A 20,149-nucleotide genomic window follows, 5' to 3' on the forward strand; every position below is an offset into this window, starting at 1 on the left:
TTGGCCTTACTGCAGAACGGCGATTAGCGGTGCGGCAAGCAAAGGCGCTACCGACACGAAGTCACGGAATAGGCGACGCTGCGGCGAGTCCCCGACTACGATGACATCATTGGCATAGATCGGCGGATCGTCATAAGCCCCCCGGCGGATCGCTTCGATATTGTAGAGACCGGCCATCTTGCGCCCCTCCACGGTGCGCAGGATGACCACTTCCTCCGTGCGAGCAAACTCGTTCATGCCCTTGGCCGAAGCAATCGCGCGCAGCAGCGTCATCTGATTAGTGACCGGGTACAGTCCCGGTTCGACCACCTGACCGTCGATCGTCACAACCTGGCTGACCGAGCTCTTGATGTTAACGGTTACCTCTGGATTGCGGACATAACGACCGCGCAGCGCGGTCTCCACCGCTGCGGCCAACTCCTGTGCGGTCTTGCCACGCGCATCGACCGTCCCAACCAGCGGCATGGCGATGCGACCACTGGCGTCAACCTGCATCTCGCGACTGAGGTCGGGAACGTTGAAGACATCGACCTGGATCGTATCCAACGGCCCGATCAGTGCAGGCCGATCGGCGGCGGTCAGGTCCTGACGATTGGGGGCAGGCAATGCCGACGCATCCGAGACGACCGTCAGCCGGTCAGTCGAAACCAAAGGCTCTCGGCGGGCGCAGCCCGTGACGGCAATCATGACGAGCAGGGCGGTGCAGAAATTACGCATGCGCTTAGAGATGTTTCCGATAAAGAGGACCCGGGCGGCTATAGATGCAGCCCAGCACCGGGTAAACCCGCAGTTCCGCCAGCTTTGCGGCCGTTATCAAGCCACAAGGCGGCAATAACGATCATCGTCATCATCAGCGGCGAGCGGGCGGGATAATCGAATATACTCGCGACGAAGATCAACAACAGCATCGCCGAGCCGAGCCGCCCAAGAGCCACATCGCGCTCGGATGGCTGGGCCGTGCGCCAGACATTAACGGAAGCGAAGATCATCCACACGAGGACCGCAAGTAGTAGGAGCAGGCCGGGCAATCCCGCGGTCTGTGCGACCTCCAGAAAATCGTTATGCGCATGATTAAAATAGGTCGGCTTGAGCATGTCAAAGGGCTCGACCATCCGAAACGTCGGTTCGAACGCCCCAAGCCCCGATCCAAAGGGGAAATACTGGGCAATCATCGCCATGACCCAGGGCAAGCTCCTCGTTCGCATGTCCTGCCCAAGATCGATCGCGAATGCCCGATCGACCGACATCGCTCGCCCCGCTACCAGCGCGACGAGCACTACGAGAATGAGAGTTGCGATCGCCGCTGGCAGCAACCATCGCGGCGCGTTCCGGAACCACCGCCCTGCGGAGGCGAGCACGAACCCCAGGGCCAGCACGCCGACAAGCAGCCCCGCACGCGACCCGGTCCCGAGGATCAGCAGCACGAAGATCAGCAGCAGCCCAATTGCGACGCCCCCTCGCCAACCGCGCCGTCTCCGGTCGGCGAAGCCCCAGACGAATGCGATCAGGCAGCCGAGGGCGAGCAGGACCGCAAAATGGTTCCGGTTGGCTAATGTTCCTCGGATGTCCCAGGCTGTTTCATTGATAAAGGGGTTGGCAAGGCCTGCACCCGAAGCCTGCATCAGGCCGATCAGGGCGGACAGCGCGATCACGATAGTCAGCAGGCCTGGCAGGCGCGCCCGCTCTTCGTCCTGCAATCCGGCCCACAGCATGAGTGCAGCTGCAGGCACGACGAGCGACCAAAGCGCGTTCCAGCTCGATGATGGAACCATGGAAAGGGGACGCCAGGTTTGCGCCTCCCCAGTCAATGCGCCGGCTTCGGCAACCGACTGATGTCCGGGCAACAGCTGCCACAGCGCAGGCGGCAATGGGATAAGCTGCAGTAGGATCAGACTCGCCATCGCTGCCAAGAACCATGGAACCGGGCCCGCATCCCGCCAGGATGGGCGAGCACCGAACAGAACCATAATGACGATGGCGCACCACGCGCTCGCTCGCACGACGATCTGCCCCATGACGTCCCCTCGCGACGCGCCGCCCGCGACCAGCAGGACCGTCAGGAACATTGCCAGCAGCATCAGCGGGAGGCTCGGGCGGTTCCGTAAACCTAGAATTGCGTAAATGCGCATCCGCACGCCTCTTAATTGAACATGCAGGGAAACGGAAGCTCAACGGCCTTAAAGATGAACCCAGCTCATTTCCAACTCACGAGCGGATAGCTGCATGCCCTGCACGAAGGGGCGGGAAGGCACGGGCAATTCGGTTGATCATCATTTTAGCAGGCTCCTCCACAAAGCGGACCGATGCCACCGCTAGGCCGATCGACATCATGCCGTAAAGCAGCAAGGCCGTCCCTCCTGTCAGTCCGGTCCGCTCGATAACGATCAGCACCGGCCAGTGGATGATATAGACGCCGAAGGAAATCCGCCCCGCCGCTCGCGCCCACGGGCGCTCGAACCACATCGTGAGGAGGCGGCAGCGGAGGGTCGCAGTGAACAACAGGATTACCGATACGATCACCAGCGGATCCAGATTGTTTTCAAACGTTGGCAAGCTGTTCTCGATTCTTAATCCAGGTATCGAGAGCAGGAAGAATAAGATTGACGTAATACTCAACGACCTGTTCCACCGCTCGGACGGATCGGCCGGAAACCAGAGCGCAATCGCGGATCCAATGAAAAAGAAATGTGCCCACATCGGGAAGCGTATATTATCAACATCGGTGGCGAACATGGCGATCCCAATCGCCGTGACGGTGACAAAGCACCAGACCAAACCCCTCGCTGGCCTACCGGCCTGCATGTCGCGCCACAGGACCAGGAAGATGGCATAGAATTGCAGTTCAACCGGGATTGTCCAAAGCGACCAGGCACAGGAAATTGCCGCGGCGCAGACCGCGCCGTTCCAATAGGTCTCGCGATACAATGCGACATAGACCGGCACAGACAACCAGAACAACGGCAGTACGCGTGCGGCTCGGTGGACGAGATAGGTGGCGACGCTCGCGCGATTGAAGGCAGCGCCTCCCCACAACCTCGTCAGCAGATAGGCGCTCAGCAGGAAGAATAACGCGACACCCATCTGGCCTAGGCCTTCGTGCAAGCGCTGGGCGGTATAGGTCGACAAACCATGGCTCAGCAGCACGCACAGCGCCGCAAAGCCGCGAAGCCCGTCCAGTCCAGGAATATGGGCCAAGCGTGGGTTTGATCTGGTCGACATGGGCACACCGCATATCAGATCGGCAAGGAACGGCCATCGCTTCCGCTCACACCCGTAGCAAGGACTGACATAGTTGCCGCTCATGGCTGCCGGACCTAGATTGACACGATGGCTCTTTCCTCCAGTTCCCCATCTGCCGGCCTTACCCGTCGCGGCCTGGCCGCAGCGGGTGGCACCGCGCTCTCCGCATTCGCACTGTCGTCTGGTGCAGCCGCCCGGCCGACCGACGCGGACGATCACCCATCAGTCGATGTCACGCGCGCGCCGTTCCTAGCGCGCGGCGACGGCGTCGCGGATGATGCGGCGGCCATCCGCGCCGCCGTCGCTTCGTTGCCGTCGACCGGCGGGATCGTCCTGCTGCCGGGGGGGCGGCGCTATCGCTTGGAGACAACGGTCCACGACGGCGGTAAACCGGTCACGTTCGAGATCGGCCATGCACAGGTTTTCGGGCCGGCAGTGGGACCGCTGTTCGATCTGCGGACCAACGGGTCGGCGATCGTCGGCCAAGGCCCGGGGGCCACGACCCTGCACCTGAACCCCGCACAGCGAAAGCCGGTCGCGCCGCGGCTCGCGATCCAGCTTAAGGGCGGCAAGGTGTCCGGCGCGATCGTGGAAGCGTCGGGCAGCGGCATCGCGACCACGCCACTGCTGGAGGTCGGCAAAAGCCCGACCGACGACAGCGCGGCTTTCGACCTGTCTCTCCGCGACGGAAAGGTGATTGGTGTTACCCCGATCGCTGCAGGCGCGGATTACAGAGCCGCACCCAACGTTCAGATGATCGGAGGCGGCGAATGTGCCGTGCGCCTTTATGAGGCCAGCCATTGCCGACTGACGGGGTTCACCATCGACATGGCGGGGCTGGCCCACGCCGTCGGCATCTTCCAGTTTGGCGGTTGGTATGCCGATGTTTCTTGTATCGAAGTCGCCGAGACACGGCAACACGCCAGCGCTATTGCCCTGCTGATCGACAGCCACACGCTGGGCCATGCCGGATCGAACGGCAACTGGGGTGGCGCCTATGTCAATCGTTATGCCCAACTGATCGCCAAAAGAACCGCCGTCATCGGGCACGACACGAGCAAGGCAACAACCCTTCACTTCGACACGCTGGATGCCGCGAACATCCATCTGCAGGCCACGATTGGCGTTCTGCTGAGCAATACGGTCCTGCAGGGGAACGAGGGTGCCTTCCTCGACCTGGTCAACGTCGATGGCCTGACGATGATTGGGGGCGATGTCGAAGGCGAGGCGGCGTTGGTCCGGGCGCGCGGCGTTTGCGACAATATTCGGCTCGCGCCCCTTGCTTACAGTGCAACGGGCGCAACGGTCAGGGGGCCGATCGGCACCGGATGGCGCCTTGATCTGGCCAAGGCCAATGCCGGCGATGCCGTGCTATGTACTGGCAATACCGGGTCAGCCGGTGTTGCCCTCCAGAATACCGGTTGGACCGAACGCCATCGCGCTGGGATCCAATATTCGGGGGGCAGCGTCGTCTATTCGTCGAACCTGCGGCTGACGGGGCCGCACGAGGGGCTTCTCGACAATCCCGACAATCCAGGTTTCGCATTAGTTATGACCGTTTCCGGTCAGCTGATCCTGCGGCGGGCGCAGGCCGGGGCGCGTAATGCGGTGGTGCGGGACGTGGCGATGTTCGATGACGGCGGTGTTCAGCTGCACGACCTACCGTCATCTCGCCCGCCCGCCGGGTCGAAACGCCTCTGGTTCGATCCGGCGGACGGCTTCACCGTCAAGTTCCAGCCCTGATCCCCTTCCGCCGCGTAGGCGTCAGCCTCGCAGCGTATCGATGTGATCCAGGAACCAGGCATAGGTCGCCTTGATTCCCTCCTCCAGCGGGATGCGAGGCTCCCACCCCATGTCCCGCAGGCGGTCGGCGCTCATCAACTTGCGCGGCGTGCCATCGGGCTTGGTTTCGTCCCGAACGATGTCGCCTGAAAAGCCGACCGCGCGCGACACCATGCCCGCGAGTTCGAGGATCGTCACGTCGCTACCCGATCCTACGTTGACGTGCTCGTCCGCCGAATAATGCTTCATCAGAAAGATGCAGGCATCGGCCAGATCGTCGACGTGCAGGAATTCGCGACGCGGCGAACCCGATCCCCAGATCTCGATCGATTGACGCCCTTCTTCCTTGGCTTGATGTGCCTTGCGGATGAGGGCCGGAAGGACATGGCTGTCCTTCAGGTCGAAATTGTCGCCCGGACCATAAAGGTTCGTCGGCATTGCCGAAATGAAGTCGCGACCATGCTGGCGGCGATAGGCTCGCGCCAGCTTGATCCCCGCAATCTTCGCAACGGCATACCATTCGTTCGTCGGCTCGAGCGATCCGGTCAGCAGCGATGATTCCACGATCGGCTGCTCGGCGAACTTCGGATAGATGCACGATGATCCCAGGAACATCAGTTTTGCCACGTCGCTGCGATGCGCCGCTTCGATGACATTCGCCTCAATCATGAGGTTGTCGTAAAGGAAATCGGCGGGATAGGTATCGTTCGCGAGGATGCCGCCAACCTTGGCCGCAGCCAGGAAAACCACGTCCGGACGCTCGGCCGCGAACCACGCGCGAACTGCCGCCTGATCCATCAAGTCCAGTTGATCACGACCCGCGGCGATGATCGTGCAGTCTTCCGTTGCAAGGCGGCGAACGATGGCGGACCCGACCATGCCGCGATGACCCGCGACGAAGACGCGCTTACCGGACAGATCAAATGTCGGAGTATCCATTCGATCAAACACCCTTGCCGATCGGCGCATCACGCATGATCTTCAAGTCGGCCTCGACCATCTCGCGGGCTAGGTCGCGCGGGCTGGTCTCGTGCACCCACCCCAGCTTTTCCTTTGCCTTGGTCGGATCGCCGATGAGCAGGTCAACTTCGGTCGGACGGAAATAGCGTGGGTCGACCTCAACCAGACAGCGGCCCGTGTCGGTGCAATAGCCCTTCTCGGCCTCACCTTCGCCTTCCCAGCGCAGCGCGATGCCGACATCGGCGAACGCCCATTCGACAAAGGTGCGCACCGGCGTTGTCTCACCGGTCGCGAGTACATAGTCGTCAGCCTCGGCCTGCTGCAGCATCAGCCACATACCGCGGACATATTCGCGCGCATGGCCCCAGTCGCGCTTGGCGTCGAGATTGCCGAGCCACAGCTTGTCCTGACGGCCCAGTTTGATCGCCGCCGCCGCCCGCGTGATCTTGCGCGTCACGAACGTCTCGCCGCGTAGCGGACTCTCGTGGTTGAACAGGATGCCGTTCGAGGCGTGCATGCCATACGCTTCACGATAGTTGACCACGATCCAGTAGGCATAGAGCTTGGCCGCGGCATAGGGACTGCGCGGATAGAAGGGCGTCGTCTCGCGCTGCGGCACTTCCTGCACCAGGCCATAAAGTTCCGATGTCGAAGCTTGGTAGAAGCGGGTTTCCTTTTCCATCCCGAGAATGCGGATTGCCTCGAGCAGGCGCAGCGTACCGATGCCATCGGCATTGGCCGTGTATTCCGGCGTCTCGAAGCTCACCGCCACATGGCTCTGCGCGGCAAGATTGTAGATCTCGTCGGGTTGGGTTTCCTGAACGATGCGGATGAGATTGGTGGAATCCGTAAGGTCGCCATAGTGAAGGTGGAACCTCGCATCCGCCACGTGCGGATCCTGATAGATGCCTTCGATGCGTCCGGTATTGAAAGACGAGGACCGCCGCTTGATCCCGTGGACGGTATATCCCTTTTCGAGCAGCAGTTCCGCAAGATAGGCACCGTCCTGTCCCGTCACGCCTGTGATAAGAGCAGTCTTATTGGTCATGTAACGTGCCTTCCAGATGTTTGACGGGCCATTCTCAGATGATGTCCGCCGATGCAAGATGGGGTATGTGTCCGGATTTTCGCGCATGAAGCCCATGTGGTGGGCTGTCAGGTTTCTGAGGATTGGCGCGGCAAATGCTGTATCGGCGCGCTTGTAACTGCCTCGCTTGAGATTTATCGAGCGGTCGCGGCCGCGTCAGGATTGCTGCAGACCTTTGCTTCACCTCACTATAGTTGCTGCCCAGCGCCGGCACCCATGCAGCCTTTAACGGAAAAACAGATGCAGGACACCGAAACGCCGTTTCTTCCATATTCGCGCCCGGATACCGGTGCCGAGGAAATCGAGGCGGTCGCACGCGCGATTGCCAGCGGATGGGTGACAACGGGTCCCGAAACTGCCGCTTTTGAACGGGAATTCGCAGCCTATCTGGGATCAGATGGCCACACGCTGGCGGTCAATTCCGCCACTGCAGGACTCCATCTCGCTTTGGAAGCGGTCGGCGTCGGTCCGGGTGACGAGGTCATCGTCCCGACCATGACGTTTACCGCCACGGCCGAGATCGTGCGGTATCTGGGCGCGGACCCGGTGTTCGCAGACTGCGACACGGCGACGCTCAATATCGACCCCGCCGCGATTGCGGCACTGGTGACGCCGCGGACGAAGGCGGTCGTGGTCGTCCATTACGGCGGCCTTGCCTGCGACATGACCCCGATTCTGGCGCTTGCCGCGACCCACGGACTGAAGGTGATCGAGGACGCCGCGCACGCCTTCCCGACGACCTATGGCGGGGCCTTGGTCGGGACTCTGGCGTCTGACGCGACGGTCTTCAGCTTCTATGCGAACAAGACGATGACCACCGGCGAAGGCGGCCTGGTCGTCACCCGGAACGAGGATTATGCCCGCCGGATGCGGATCATGCGCCTCCACGGCATCGACCGGGATGCATTCGGCCGCTTCCAGTCGCGCACCCCAGCCTGGCAATATCAGGTCGTCGCGCCCGGCTTCAAATACAACATGACCGACGTCGCGGCCGCGATGGGCCGCGTCCAGCTGCGCCGCATCGATGCCTTTGCCGAACGGCGCGCGCAGCTGGCCGAGATGTATCGCGACGCGCTGTCCGATCTGCCGCTGGTGCTGCCCGCCTATGCCCCCGGATCGGACCGGCATGCGTGGCATATCTATGCAATCCGCCATATCGACGGACCGAGCCGGCCCGAATGGCGCGACCGCTTCATCGAGGGCCTAGCCGCGGACGGCATCGGCACCAGCGTCCACTATATCCCGCTGCACCGCCAGCCCTTCTGGCGCGACCGCTACGGCCTGAACGCGGCGGACTATCCGCGCGCCGAGGAGGCCTTTGCCAGCCTGGTCAGCCTGCCGCTCTACACGGCGATGACCGACGACGATGCCGCGCGCGTGATCGCGTCAGTGCGCCGCCACGTCGGCGGCTGATCCGGCAACCATCCCCGGCGGACCCAGCCCATGAAGATCCACATCCATACGCCGTCGTTCTTTCCCTCGCTGGTGGGAATGACCTATGCCACGCATGTGCACGCCACGATGCTGCGCGAGCTGGGTGCCGATGTGACGGTCATCGCGCCGGCATCGGATGACGGGGCGATCGCGGAAGCCATCGACTACCGTGTCCGGCGCTTCGAGGTTTCGGGCAGCGGCCTGCCGTGGAGCCCGCTGCGCGGCGATGTGGACGGCATCATGGCACTGACTGCGGCTGACCGTCCCGACATCGTCATCGCGGAGGGATGGTTCACGCCGGGCTCGGTGCTCCTGCCCCGGTTCCGGCCTCATGCCCGCCACCTGGTGCTGGCGAGCCATGGGTCGGCGGACCTGTCGATCGAGCGCCCGTCACCGGCGCACGTCGCCCGCTCGCTGGCCTATCGCTGGGAAGAGGCCACCCGCACGCGTTCCATCATCCGGCAGCTTTCGGGCGCCATCATCCTTTCTGCCTGGGAGGATCGCGACCGGTTCTGTGACGTGACGTGGCTGCGTAAGGCAGGGACCCCCACCTATGTCTGTCCGAACGTCTCAACCTATACCCCGACCCAGGGACACGCGCTGCGTGCGGACAGGGTCGACCTGATCCAGATTGGCGAGATGAAGCCGCACAAGGCGCCCGAGCGAGCCGTACAGGCGCTCGCCGCCTTGCCCACGCGGTTTCACCTCAATCTCGTCTTCCCGCGCGAAACCGAGCACTTAGCGCATGTCCTGTCATTGGCCGAAGGCTTGGGCATTCGTGACCGGCTCCACCTCGTCGTGGGCAAGAAGCGTTCGGAACTCGAGCCGATCGTCGCGGGCAGCGATGTCCTGTTGATCACGTCGCCGTCCAAGGACGTTCAGCCGATCGTCGCGGTCGACAGCCTGGCCAAGGGGCTTCCCTTCGTGTCCACCGATGTCGGCTGCATGCGAGAGTTCGGCGGCGGGATCGTGACACGGGCTGATGCGATGGCGGAGGCGGTCGCCCGCATCTGCCGCGACGCAGACACCTATGCCGAGTTCAGCCGCGACGCCTGTCGGTATCGCGACCAGTCGCTAACGCCCGATATCGCGCGAAGGTCGATGCTCGCGATGCTGAGCGATATGGCGAACCAATCATGATCCGCCTCGTCCAGGCCCTCGTCCTGTTGGGCTGTGCGTTGCTGAGCCTCAATTTCGTCGGCAGCGACCCCGCCGATCTCGTCTTCGTCGGCGCGGGCGGGCTCATCTTCCTTTTGTCCCCGGCGACGCCCTTCTTCAACGGCATCCACCCGCTCGCTCGGCTCGCGATCACGCTGGTCATCGCCTTTTACGCCATTTCTTGCATGGCGGGATGGCGATCCATCTCGTTCGTCTTCTATTTCGTGTCGGGCCTGTTGTTCGCGATGTCCGCCTTCTGGGCGACGCGGTACGACGATCGCTTGCCGATCGGCCTGGCGCTGTTCGGCGGCTTCATCATCCTGAACGCGCTGCTGCTGGCGATATGGAGCGTCGACATCTGGCCGGAGTCGGTGTTCTTCGACCTGTTCCGCGACGGCCGGTTCATGGGTCCCCCCGGCGATCCCAACATGACCGGGCTGATGGCGTCGTTCGGCATCTATTTCTTTCTCGATCGCGCGGTCCGCCCGGGCCTCGCGAAGCTGCAGATCGCGATCACCTATGCCGGCCTCGGCGGCTCCCTGCTAATCCTTCTGGTGTCAGGCTCCCGCTCCGCCTGGGCGGCGGCCGCCGCGGGGCTGATCGTCTATGTGCTGGTCGCGCGGCGCAGCTTCAATATGCGCCTCGTCGGCATGGGGTTCGCGATGGTCGTGGGCGTCATGGTCGTCTCGATGGGCATGTTCAGCCAGTCGTCTAATGTCGAGGACGTGTCAGAACGGTTCCGCACCATCATGGTGCAGGACAATTCGGCCGAGCAGGAACGGTTCGGCTTCCTCTATACGCGCGCCGCCCTTGCGGTTGCGGCGGACCATCCGCTGGGCATCGGTCCGGGGATGACGCCGATGTACACCGGGATCAGCAGCGTCGACGGCGACCCGATCGGTGCGCACAATTCCTATGCAGAGGTCATCACCGAAAACGGGTGGTTCATGGCCGCGCTCTTGTTCACGTTGTTGTCGGTCACCTGGTTCCGAACCTATCGCTTGGCCCAGTTCGATTGCTTCTTCAACGACACCTCGTGCCGGACAATCGTCGCGGGCCTGACGTCGACGGCGGTCTTCGGGATGGGGCACGACCTGTTGGCGTGGCGCGTGGGATGGGTTTTTCCGGTGCTGGGCATCCTGGCGGCGTTCAGCTTCCACTATCGCTCGCGCGTCGAAGCCCCCCGGGTCCTTTCGGCCTAGGCGATGGGCAACCTGATACTGACGGCGTTGCAGCTGTCGACCTCGGTCGCGCGGCTTGCCGCCTTTGCCTTCAGCGTGCTGGTGATCGGCACGATCGAGGGCACCGCGCCGCTTCTGTTGGTGATCGGGTATCTCCCGTTTCTCGCCTTTTTCGACATTCTGATCCAGTCGTCGTCGCGCGCAGCCCATCTTCACGGTGCCGTCGCCTCGGGCAGGATCGACAGGCTTCACAGCGGCTATGCGCTAGGCGCCCTGTTTTTCATCGTCCTCGCCTTCATCGGCGGCTTCTGGTTCCCGGAGGCGCGGCAACTGCTCGTGCTCGGCGCCTGGCCGCTGGGCGCGATCGGCTTCGTCTGGGAACGACGGATCGCCAAGCGTCTCAGGCAGTGGTTACTGAGTACGATCGAACTGAGCCTGCTGGCGCTGACCGTCGCGCTTCAGCAACTCGCCGGGCTGCCCTGGCCGTTGCTGTTGCTGTGCATCGTCAGCTTTCCCGTGGCGCGTCTGGTCGTCCTGGCATTGCCAAGCGGACCGCGCGGCAGCGAACCGGCCCCCACCGCGCCTTTACCCGACGATCCGCAGCCGGCCGCCGCGGCGGGTGCGACTGCCAGTAGGCGCCGCGGGATTGGTGGGTATGTCAGTGCATCGCTCGCGCAGCAATTGATCGCCGCCGCCGCCGCGTCGTTGCCCGCCATCTATGCTCAGGTCAGCGGCGACTGGGACAAGCTGTCGCTGCATGTCGCCGTCTTCCGCTCGCTCCACTCGTTGGCGGCGATCGTCTCGCTCACGATCAACGCGATGAGCTCGCGCATCTTCTATCGTCAGGTCGGCACGGGTTTCGAGACGCTGGAAGGGCGCTTCCTTGACGCCGCCCGCCCGATCCTTGCAGTGGTCATGCTGGTGATCGCGGCCGCCGGATGCGTCGCCCTTGTCGGTCCCGCCAATCCGACGGTATTTGCGCTGACGATCCTGCCAGCGATGGCCATCATCAACGCCGAGTCCTCGCTGCTGTACAACCGGGGACTGCCGATCGGAACTATGCATTGCCAGATCCTCATCCTGTTGCTGTCGTGCGCGTTCATGACGTTGCTCGTCGGGCCGCCCTGGGGGGTGGCAGTTGCTCTCGCGATTTTCACCGGCTACGGGGCCTTCATCATTCCTGGCGTCCTGCGATTACACCGGCAGGCGTTGAATCGCATTTGATCCCGCCAGCACATCCGGCTGATTGCGGCACTTCCGACATGACGACATTTCTGGACAGCAGTATGATGGTCACAACGCCCGATGCTCGAGCGACCCTCCTCGTAAATTCTTCCGACGGTTTCGAGGATTGCTGGCCGATCTTTTTTTCGTTTCTTGAACGATACTGGCCAGACATGTCGTTTCCGGTTCTGTTGAACACGGAATGCAAATCCTGGTCTCATCCCCGTCTGCCCCTGACCGCAAGCCGTGTCGCGGCGGGAGAGATGCATCGCCTGACGTGGAGCGAGTGCCTGATTCGGGCGATCGACCAAGTCGAGACCCCACTATTGCTCTACTTTCAGGAAGACTATTTCATTGATCGGCCGGTCCGCGCCGACATCGTCGACCGGGCGATCGACCTGATGATCCAGAACCCCGAGATCGGCCACATCGCCCTGACAAAACATGCCAGCCATGGGCCTTATGGTGCCAGCAACTGGCCTGGATTCTCCACGATCGGACAGAAGGCCCGCTACCGGATCGCCACGCAGGCCGGCCTGTGGCGCCCGTCGGTCCTCAGATCCTATCTGCACCCGCGCGAAAACGGATGGATGTTCGAAATCCTGGGCACGCGCCGGGCGCATCGCCGCAGGGACCTGTTCCTGATGGCCGACTTCGCCCGGGAAACAGGCGGGCCGGCGGTCGACTATATCCACACCGGCATCATCAAGGGCCACTGGCATCCGGCAATGCCGGACCTGTTCGCCCGGCATGACATCTCGATCGATACGAACCGTCGTGGGCTCTACGTGCAGCCCGACCCCGTCCGCCGCAAGATGGAGGTGGTGCGCAAGCTCGCCGCCGATCCGCGCCATCTGCTCAATCAGTTGCTTGGTAGATACGAGGCATGAAGCGCGCCTTCGACATCGTCGTCAGCGCGCTGCTGCTACTGGCGACCGCGCCCATCCTTCTTGTCGCCGCGATCGCTGTGCGACGCTCGTCGCCCGGTCCCGTCATCTTTCGGCAGGTGCGGATCGGGCAGCACGGACGTCCCTTCAACATCTTCAAGTTTCGAACAATGCGGCCAGCGACCGAGCCCGGGCGCGAGATCACGGTGGGCCAGGACAATCGTATCACGCCGATCGGTGCCGTCCTGCGCAAGTGGAAGATTGACGAGTTGCCGCAGCTCGTGAACGTGCTGCGCGGCGACATGAGCCTCGTCGGGCCGCGACCGGATGTGCCGTCCTATGTCGCGCGTTACCCGGACGAGCTGCGCCGCCGCGTCCTGTCGGTGCGGCCCGGCATCACTGATCCGGCATCGATCAAGTACCGTAACGAGAACGACCTGCTCGCCGGGCAGCCAGACCCTGAGCGCTACTACCTCGATGTGATCATGCCCGACAAGTTGGCACTGGGTGCCGCGTATGCCACGCGTCCCACGCTGACGGGGGATATCCGCATCATCCTCGCCACGTTGCGCACCGTTGTGACAGACCGATAGCATGACCGACCGATCGTCGCCGCCGCCCGTCGAACGGCGCCCCCTTCGCATCTGGCTGTTCAACCCCTATGGCCCGCTGCCCGACGAGGGGTGGCGGGAATACAGCTATGTGACGATCGGATCGGCGCTGGCTGAGGCAGGTCATGACGTGACCTGGTGGACGTCGAACTTCTCGCACCATTTCAAGACCTTTCGCAGCGAGGGATGGGAAGACCGTCAACTGCCGTCGGGCCTGACCGTCCGTCTGGTTCCGACCCCCGGCTATCGGCGCAACATCGGGCCGGGCCGCTTTATCCGTGACGGCGTGTTCGGATGGCGGGCGTGGCGCCGTGCCGCCGAGCTGCCGCCGCCCGACGTGATCCTCACGTCCGAGCCGGCGACGATGGGCGGTCTTGCCGGTCCTCGCTTGGCGAAGCAGACCGGTGCCGCGCTGATCTATGACCAGATGGACCTGTGGCCGGAACTGATGGTGCAGGTACTGCCCCGGTTCCTGCAACCGCTCGGCCATCTGGCGTTTTGGCCGGTCTACGCCTGCCGCCGCGCAATCTTTCGCCGTCTGGATGGCGCGATGGCGCTGGCCCGCCCCTATTTGACGTCGATCACTGACGAGATCCCGGCAGACCGGCAGCCGCCGACCCTTGTCGTCTATAACGGCATCGACGTGCCCGCCTTCCGCGCGGTGATGAAACAGCCGCTGCCGGCGGATCTGGCCGCGCGGTTCGACCGGCCGGGGCCAAAGGCGATCTTCGCCGGATCGCTAGGGCCGTCCTATGATGTCGGGCCGATGATCGAGGCAGCGCGAGCGCTGCGTGGATCCGGTATCACGCTCTACATCGCCGGCGATGGTCCGGAGCGCTCGCGGGTGGAAGAGGCGGCGGCGACCAGCGACACCCTCGTCTATCTCGGAAAACTGGCACCCGACATGCTGCCGCGCGTCTACGCGCAATGTGATATCGGCCTGTCCTGCTACTCGGCCAGTTCGAACGTCGAGATGTGCGACAAATTCTACGACTATACGGCGGCCGGGCTGATCGTGGTGAACTCGCTGGGCGGCGAGGTGCGGGACTGGATCGAGAGGGCCAGCCTGGGCCTGCAATACCGCGCGGGCGATGCGGCGTCACTGGCGTCCGCGCTGGAGACGATCACCACCAGCCCGGACAAAGCCGCCGCGTGGCGGGCTGCATCCTGGAAGATCGGTACGACCTTCGACAAGGATGTGCAGCACCGGCCGCTGGCAGGGTGGATCGAAGCGATTGCCGCAACCCGGCGGCGGCGGGACGCCCCGTCAGTCTGACGGGCGGGTGGTCAGCCAGTCGCGCATTGCCTGGGGATCGAAATAGCTGGCCTGGACCACGGGATCTGCGTGATGGCGCGCGTCGACGTCGCGGACGTCGCCGACGATCCGAGCGGGAACACCGCGAACGATCGCGAAGTCAGGTACATCCTGCGTCACGATCGCGCCGGCGTCGATCCGGCACCCCCTGCCGACGGTGACCCCCGGCAGGATGATCGCGCCGGCCCCGACGAAGCTGAAGGCGCCGATCGTCACCGGGCGAAGCGTATAGCCGGGACGCTTCGCCGCCTCGATCTCGATATAGCGGCTGCCGCACAGACGGATCGCATCCTGGCTCCCGTGCGACAGTATCCCCGACCAGGTGGCAAGCTGCACGCCCTCGCCGATGCTCACGCCCGCGCTGCCGTCGACGTGGCAGTAATGGCCGATCCAGACATTGTCGCCCATCGCAATCCGGTGCCGCTCGAGCAGCGTCGCCGACGAGCTGATGCGCGTGCGCTTGCGAAATCGTCCGCTGACGAGGTCACGATAGCCATAGGCGACGAACGGCCGTTTGGCGGCGGCAGCCAAATTCATCAGGATCGAGATCAATCGGCCCAGCGGTGAAAGATATAACCTTCGCAGCATATGCACCCGTTCCCCTGAAAACCGTCGTTAATCCTGCCGATATCCGGTGAATTCGGGCACGAGACGTTTCAGCTCCGCGATCAGCGCCGGAGCGTCGTTCGCCGTAATCAGCGCCGCCAACCGTTCCAGCGCCGGGTTGAGGGCGTCCCAGGAGATAAAGGATTCGTTGGCCTTCATGATGAGCGGATGGTCCGACGGTTCGGAGGTCGTATCGATCAACAATTCCTCATACAGCTTCTCGCCAGGTCTCAGCCCCACTTCGCGGATCTCGACATCGCCCTCGGGATTGTCGGCGTCGCGCACGGTCAGCCCCGATAGCGCGATCACGCTGCGGGCGAGGTCGATGATCTTGACCGGATCGCCCATGTCCAGGAGGAACACCTCGCCGCCGCGAGCCATCGCCCCGGCCTGGATGACGAGCTGCGCGGCCTCGGGAATGACCATGAAGTACCGGGTCATTTCCCGGTGCGTAATGGTCACTGGACCGCCGGCATGTGCTTGCGCGCGGAACAGCGGGACGACCGAGCCGCTCGAGCCGAGGACGTTGCCGAACCGGACCATGCTGAAACAGGTCTTCGCATCCTTGGCTGCCAGTGCCTGGAGTATCTGTTCGGCCAAGCGCTTGGTCGTGCCCATTATGCTGGTCGGCCGGACGGCCTTGTCGGTCGAGATGAGTACAACGTGCGCGACATCATGGCGCAGAGCCGCGAGCGCGATGTTCGCCGTTCCCAGAACGTTGTTCCGCACCGCCTCGACCACATTCTCCTCGACGAGGGGAACATGCTTGTAGGCTGCGGCATGGAAAACAACGTCTGGCTTGTGCGCCGCAAACACGTGCCCGACCAGATCGGGTACGGCGACCGATCCGAGCACCGGGAAGATTTCCACGTTCAGCGCCTCCTGCGTGGCGAGCAACGTCAGTTCGCGGTGGATCGCGTAGAGTGCAAATTCGCTGTGATCGAGCAGGAAGATCGCCGCCGGGGCATTGTCGATAATCTGTCGGCACAATTCGCTGCCAATCGATCCGCCGGCGCCGGTGACCAGCACACGCTTGCCGGTAATATTGCGACGGAGCAGCGTGTCATTCGGAGCGACGCGGTTGCGGCCTAGGAGGTCGTCGGTTTCCACCTCGCGCAGGTCAGATACCTTGACGCGGCCATGCGCCAGGTCGAGCATGCCGGGCAAAGTCCGGACATTGACCGAATGAGCACGAAGTGCGGCTACGATTTCATTACGCCGTTTTCGCGTGGCAGAGGGGATCGCCAAGAAAACGTCCGACACCTGGCGCTTTGCGATCACATCCCTGAGTTGGGCTGGCCGATACACATGAAGGCCGTCCAACGTCTGCCCCGACAATGATAGATCGTCATCGACAAAGCCGGCGACGATCATTTCCCTGCTTTGCCTCAGGGCGCCCAGCAACTGACGACCTGCCGAGCCCGACCCATAGATCAACACCGTGGGTCGATCTGCAACGCGCGTCGATACGCCCGACAGGCTAATTATTTGGGCAAGTAATGTTCGCTCGGCCAGGATGACCAGCAATAGAATGGCCGGCTGTAGCAGCCCTATCGTTCGGGGAACCCCGGGCACGCCGTAATATGTGAATATGATAGCATATGGAATCGCGTAAACAAGCAGATTTCGAGACAGGAGTTTCACCGTCGTTTCGCCAACATAGCGAAACAGGGTGCGGTATGAACCGCCAATCCAGAATATTAATAGACAAAGCGCTACAGAAAATATCAGAGAAAGGGCAATCGGTTTCGTAATTTGAGGAACGTAGCCTAATCGAAGATATATTGCTATCAGACTGGCAAGCGCACAGGATAAAGCGTCGCTCAACAGGACCAATGAGCGTTTCAGTAAGCGTGGCGCAGAAGTTAATGTTTGCGTTACACGATCCCACATCAGATTAGGCAACTATTTTCTCATCTTTTGATATTAGTAGCTTTTCAATGCGCCCGGCGACGATGGAAGGCCGCGCCGGATCAGAAATTGATGCTCAATACAAAGGCTAATCACCTACCGGCATTGTCTTGTCCCCCGCCCTTCTGAGCACCGCGATTGCAGGCATGTGGCGCTTTCCTACGAGTCTGCATGTCGATGGCAGCCGGATCGGCGCGAACCGCCCCGGTCGGCCCTGCGGTAACGCATCGCAGGCTCGACCGCTAGGCCTGCAGAAAGGTCGATATTACAGCTTACGGCCACCCCCAAACGCTTGATAATCGCACGCTGTCCGAGCCGCTTGCCGTCATCGGGCAACTCTCGGATCGGCGTAGCCGCGTTGTGCCGCATGGGGGCGATCGGCTGAGTTTCAGCATGGCGCTGTGGCACTCAAAGCAGTGCCTTGCCTTGTCCCCGATCATGCGAAAGATTTGGCCAAAGCGCTTTGAATCACGTGCGTCGCCCGGGTTCACGACGAAGTCGAGTTGTCGGCCTTGCCGTCGCCACACGCATGGAGCTTGGGTGCAAAGCCACCTCGCGATCGGCCAAGCGCCTCGGTCACATTTCATGCCAACTGCACAGCGGTGCACTCTGACGATGGTGTTCCGATCATCGATCATGTCGGCGGAGTGCTCTGCAGCACCACGCGGCCATCCAGACCGCATATATGGAAGAAATTGCGTTCAACAAGGGGTTCGTCACCGCGGATCATCCGCGTGCCGCGGGCGAGCGGATCAGTAGAACCGGCTACGGCCGCGCGATCCTTAACGCGGTGGATGGTCGATGGACGGCAGGTCGCCAAAAGCGGGTCGGAGATGATTTGGAGTACGGCCCGAAGGCGGTCGCGCATTGCAGGCCGTTCCGGCCGATCTTCCGACCGTGAGCGGCGTTCGACATACCTTGCTTGCTATGTGTCGTGGATCAGTAGCCCAGCACTACGCCCCCTGCAGCCACGCCGCTTCAAAGTGACGGGTCAGATCACTCTCGACTGCGGTCGCAATCGCTGCGTCCTGCTCCGCCTGTTCGAAGAGATGGCCATAGGTATCGAAGGTGACCTGGATGGAGGAATGGCCCATCCAGTATTGAATTCGCTTTGGGGATACGCGCTGTTCGATCCACAGGGCTGCGGCTGCGTGGCGAAAATCGTGCAGCGTATATCGAATGGATCGTTCGACAGTGCCCTTCTTGTAAACTTCATCGAACACCCCGGCTGCGAGGAGGATTGGCTTCAGCACGTTGTTCGTGAGGTAGTTGTGGGACATGACCCGGCTTCCGACGGACGGGAACACAAGGTTGAGAAACGAGCTGGGGCATTGCGAACGCCACCTTTTCAGTACCTCGATCGCACTTGGTGGAAGTGGGATTGTGCGGAAGCCAGATTTGGATTTCGGCGGGCCAATCACGTTGTTGCTGTCCGCCCGCTGGTCGATCGTGATGGTACCGCGCCGCGCGTCGAAGTGGCGCCAGCATAAACCGCGCAACTCGGACGCGCGCAGCCCCGCAAAATACAGGAGCATGACAAGCGGCAGGGCCATCGGGTCGGAAGACATCGACGCCAGCCGCAGGATCATCCGAAGCTCGCCCTTGAGCGGGATTACGACATCGGGGGTGCGCGTCGAGCGCTTGATCGACACGTCATCGAACACATTCTGCGAAACATGGCCCTTGCGCTTTGCCTCCTGAACGATCGCGGTGAGCGATTGCAGCACCCGAATGGCCATCGGTCTGCTGAGCTTATCGAGCAACTCGTCACGCAGGTTTTCGGCGATCGGGATGGTCAGGCTGGTGAGCTTCACGCCGCCGCACAGGGGCACGATGTGCAATCGCACATGCTGCTCGTACCCGGCGATCGTCGTCGTCTCGAGATCCTCGCGCCAGTGCCGCTTCATCCATAGTTCGGCGGCGTCGGCGATCGTGATGGACTGGCTGCTCGGCGTATGGGTGCCCTGGCTGACCTCGAAGGACGCGCCGACCAGCCACGCTTCGGCATCCGCCTTCCGTTTGAACTGCTTGGCGCGGCGCTTGCCTGCCCGATCGACATAATCGACCTGCCACCGAACGCGGGATTCGCCGTCGGGCGTGGTCCAGGCTCGTCTTCTAATCACAGCCATTATTTTTCCTTTCGAGGGTCGAGGCTTCGCCCCTCTGCATCAACCTCCAACCGCCATGCTTCCGTTGCTGCCCAGACAAAGGCGCTCTCGATGTCGGCCTTCTTCATCGCACTCGTCAGTCCGGTGAGGACATCAGTGATGTTGATGACGCTGCCGCGCGATCTGGTCAGCGCCAGCAGAGACTGGCGTAGCTGATCGGCGCTGTCGGCGGGATCGATGCCGATAATCGGGGCACCCTCAGCGGGCTTCGCATCGCCCTCCAGTTTGATCAGGCCGGCAAAGTCGCCCTGAGTAAAGGCGATGACGATCGGGTATGAGCTGTCTCTCGCTCGCAAAAAGGCTGTTCGGAGCCAATCCCACCAGGTCCTGACCTGTCCGATCGCTCGTTCCGGCGACAGGCCGAGCTGCATCAGCTCAAGCACGAACGTGGTTTCAAGAAGGTGGTCGGGGCAATATGCCATGCGGGTGACGCGGCGGTTATTCGCTCCCTTGGGACAACCCATGCGCTGCAACTGCTTGAGCCGCATACGAAATTTTTCACGCTGCTTGTCGTGGACTTCGAAATGACCGGCAAGCGTGTTCTCGAATTGGGAAAATGAAAGCACAAAACCTCCGTATATGGAG

The 20,149-nt window shown here is 62.4% G+C and carries 18 protein-coding genes; 9 read left to right on the forward strand and 9 right to left on the reverse strand.

What is annotated here, in order from left to right; all coding sequences use genetic code 11:
• Nucleotides 1-6: 6 nt before the first annotated feature.
• The 3 genes from BFL28_RS03705 to BFL28_RS03715 form a co-directional block, all read right to left on the reverse strand.
• Complete coding sequence (locus BFL28_RS03705; RefSeq protein WP_241527198.1) at nt 7-651, reverse strand: polysaccharide biosynthesis/export family protein; 645 nt, start codon at nt 649-651, stop codon at nt 7-9.
• Nucleotides 652-755: 104 nt separating this feature from the next.
• Entirely contained in the window at nt 756-2,078 is a 1,323-nt protein-coding gene (locus tag BFL28_RS03710) for an O-antigen ligase family protein (RefSeq protein WP_069319261.1), read from the reverse strand.
• 127 nt (nt 2,079-2,205) lie between these two features.
• Nucleotides 2,206-3,219, reverse strand: a complete 1,014-nt coding sequence (locus tag BFL28_RS03715) for an acyltransferase family protein (RefSeq protein WP_158011618.1) — start codon at nt 3,217-3,219, stop codon at nt 2,206-2,208.
• A gap of 108 nt (nt 3,220-3,327) precedes the next feature.
• On the opposite strand from BFL28_RS03715, the gene BFL28_RS03720 reads away from it, so the two are divergent.
• The gene (locus BFL28_RS03720) at nt 3,328-4,983 is read left to right on the forward strand and encodes a hypothetical protein (protein ID WP_069319263.1); all 1,656 of its coding nucleotides are present in this window, start codon (nt 3,328-3,330) and stop codon (nt 4,981-4,983) included.
• A gap of 21 nt (nt 4,984-5,004) precedes the next feature.
• Here BFL28_RS03720 and fcl read toward each other — a convergent pair whose 3' ends face one another.
• Both fcl and gmd read right to left on the reverse strand, forming a co-directional pair.
• Entirely contained in the window at nt 5,005-5,961 is a 957-nt protein-coding gene (fcl, locus tag BFL28_RS03725; RefSeq protein WP_069319264.1) for a GDP-L-fucose synthase, read from the reverse strand.
• A gap of 4 nt (nt 5,962-5,965) precedes the next feature.
• Nucleotides 5,966-7,030 (reverse strand): GDP-mannose 4,6-dehydratase, encoded by a 1,065-nt coding sequence (gene gmd, locus BFL28_RS03730; RefSeq protein WP_069319265.1) that lies wholly within the window; start codon nt 7,028-7,030, stop codon nt 5,966-5,968.
• A gap of 279 nt (nt 7,031-7,309) precedes the next feature.
• Here gmd and BFL28_RS03735 point away from each other — a divergent pair, with 279 nt between their 5' ends.
• The 7 genes from BFL28_RS03735 to BFL28_RS03765 are packed head-to-tail and all read left to right on the forward strand — an operon-like array spanning nt 7,310 to nt 14,840.
• Entirely contained in the window at nt 7,310-8,482 is a 1,173-nt protein-coding gene (locus BFL28_RS03735) for a DegT/DnrJ/EryC1/StrS family aminotransferase (protein WP_069319266.1), read from the forward strand.
• 30 nt (nt 8,483-8,512) lie between these two features.
• Nucleotides 8,513-9,643, forward strand: coding sequence for a glycosyltransferase family 4 protein (locus BFL28_RS03740; protein ID WP_069319267.1), 1,131 nt, complete (start codon nt 8,513-8,515; stop codon nt 9,641-9,643).
• On the forward strand, nt 9,640-10,863 hold the full coding sequence (locus BFL28_RS03745) for an O-antigen ligase family protein (RefSeq protein ID WP_069319268.1): 1,224 nt from the start codon (nt 9,640-9,642) through the stop codon (nt 10,861-10,863). The genes BFL28_RS03740 and BFL28_RS03745 overlap by 4 nt, the downstream gene beginning before the upstream one ends.
• A 3-nt stretch (nt 10,864-10,866) precedes the next feature.
• Nucleotides 10,867-12,066 (forward strand): hypothetical protein, encoded by a 1,200-nt coding sequence (locus BFL28_RS03750; protein ID WP_069319269.1) that lies wholly within the window; start codon nt 10,867-10,869, stop codon nt 12,064-12,066.
• Between the two features lie 38 nt (nt 12,067-12,104).
• Nucleotides 12,105-12,956 carry a hypothetical protein gene (locus BFL28_RS03755; protein ID WP_069319270.1) on the forward strand — a complete coding sequence of 284 codons (852 nt, stop codon included), beginning with the start codon at nt 12,105-12,107 and terminating at the stop codon, nt 12,954-12,956.
• Complete coding sequence (locus BFL28_RS03760) at nt 12,953-13,546, forward strand: sugar transferase (RefSeq protein WP_069319271.1); 594 nt, start codon at nt 12,953-12,955, stop codon at nt 13,544-13,546. Before BFL28_RS03755 ends, BFL28_RS03760 begins: the two co-directional genes overlap by 4 nt.
• A 1-nt stretch (nt 13,547) precedes the next feature.
• A complete protein-coding gene (locus tag BFL28_RS03765) occupies nt 13,548-14,840 on the forward strand; it encodes a glycosyltransferase family 4 protein (RefSeq protein ID WP_069319272.1) in 1,293 nt (430 codons plus the stop codon).
• On the opposite strand, the gene BFL28_RS03770 is transcribed toward BFL28_RS03765, so the two are convergent.
• Together BFL28_RS03770 and BFL28_RS03775 are read right to left on the reverse strand one after the other, a co-directional pair.
• Nucleotides 14,832-15,416, reverse strand: coding sequence for an acyltransferase (locus BFL28_RS03770; RefSeq protein WP_069319298.1), 585 nt, complete (start codon nt 15,414-15,416; stop codon nt 14,832-14,834). The two genes, BFL28_RS03765 and BFL28_RS03770, sit on opposite strands and share 9 nt — an antisense overlap.
• A gap of 78 nt (nt 15,417-15,494) precedes the next feature.
• Nucleotides 15,495-17,312, reverse strand: a complete 1,818-nt coding sequence (locus tag BFL28_RS03775) for a polysaccharide biosynthesis protein (RefSeq protein WP_206599063.1) — start codon at nt 17,310-17,312, stop codon at nt 15,495-15,497.
• A 769-nt stretch (nt 17,313-18,081) separates the two neighbouring features.
• Here BFL28_RS03775 and BFL28_RS03780 point away from each other — a divergent pair.
• A complete protein-coding gene (locus BFL28_RS03780; protein ID WP_069319274.1) occupies nt 18,082-18,297 on the forward strand; it encodes a hypothetical protein in 216 nt (71 codons plus the stop codon).
• Nucleotides 18,298-18,349: 52 nt separating this feature from the next.
• Here the strand turns inward: BFL28_RS03780 and BFL28_RS03785 are convergent, their stop codons facing one another.
• Complete coding sequence (locus BFL28_RS03785; RefSeq protein ID WP_241527199.1) at nt 18,350-19,303, reverse strand: tyrosine-type recombinase/integrase; 954 nt, start codon at nt 19,301-19,303, stop codon at nt 18,350-18,352.
• Between the two features lie 221 nt (nt 19,304-19,524).
• Nucleotides 19,525-20,130, reverse strand: a complete 606-nt coding sequence (locus BFL28_RS03790) for a hypothetical protein (RefSeq protein ID WP_069319276.1) — start codon at nt 20,128-20,130, stop codon at nt 19,525-19,527.
• Nucleotides 20,131-20,149: the final 19 nt, after the last annotated feature.

Origin of the sequence: Sphingomonas turrisvirgatae (genome assembly GCF_001721295.1) — a bacterium.
Taxonomy (GTDB): Bacteria; Pseudomonadota; Alphaproteobacteria; order Sphingomonadales; family Sphingomonadaceae; genus Sphingomonas; species Sphingomonas turrisvirgatae.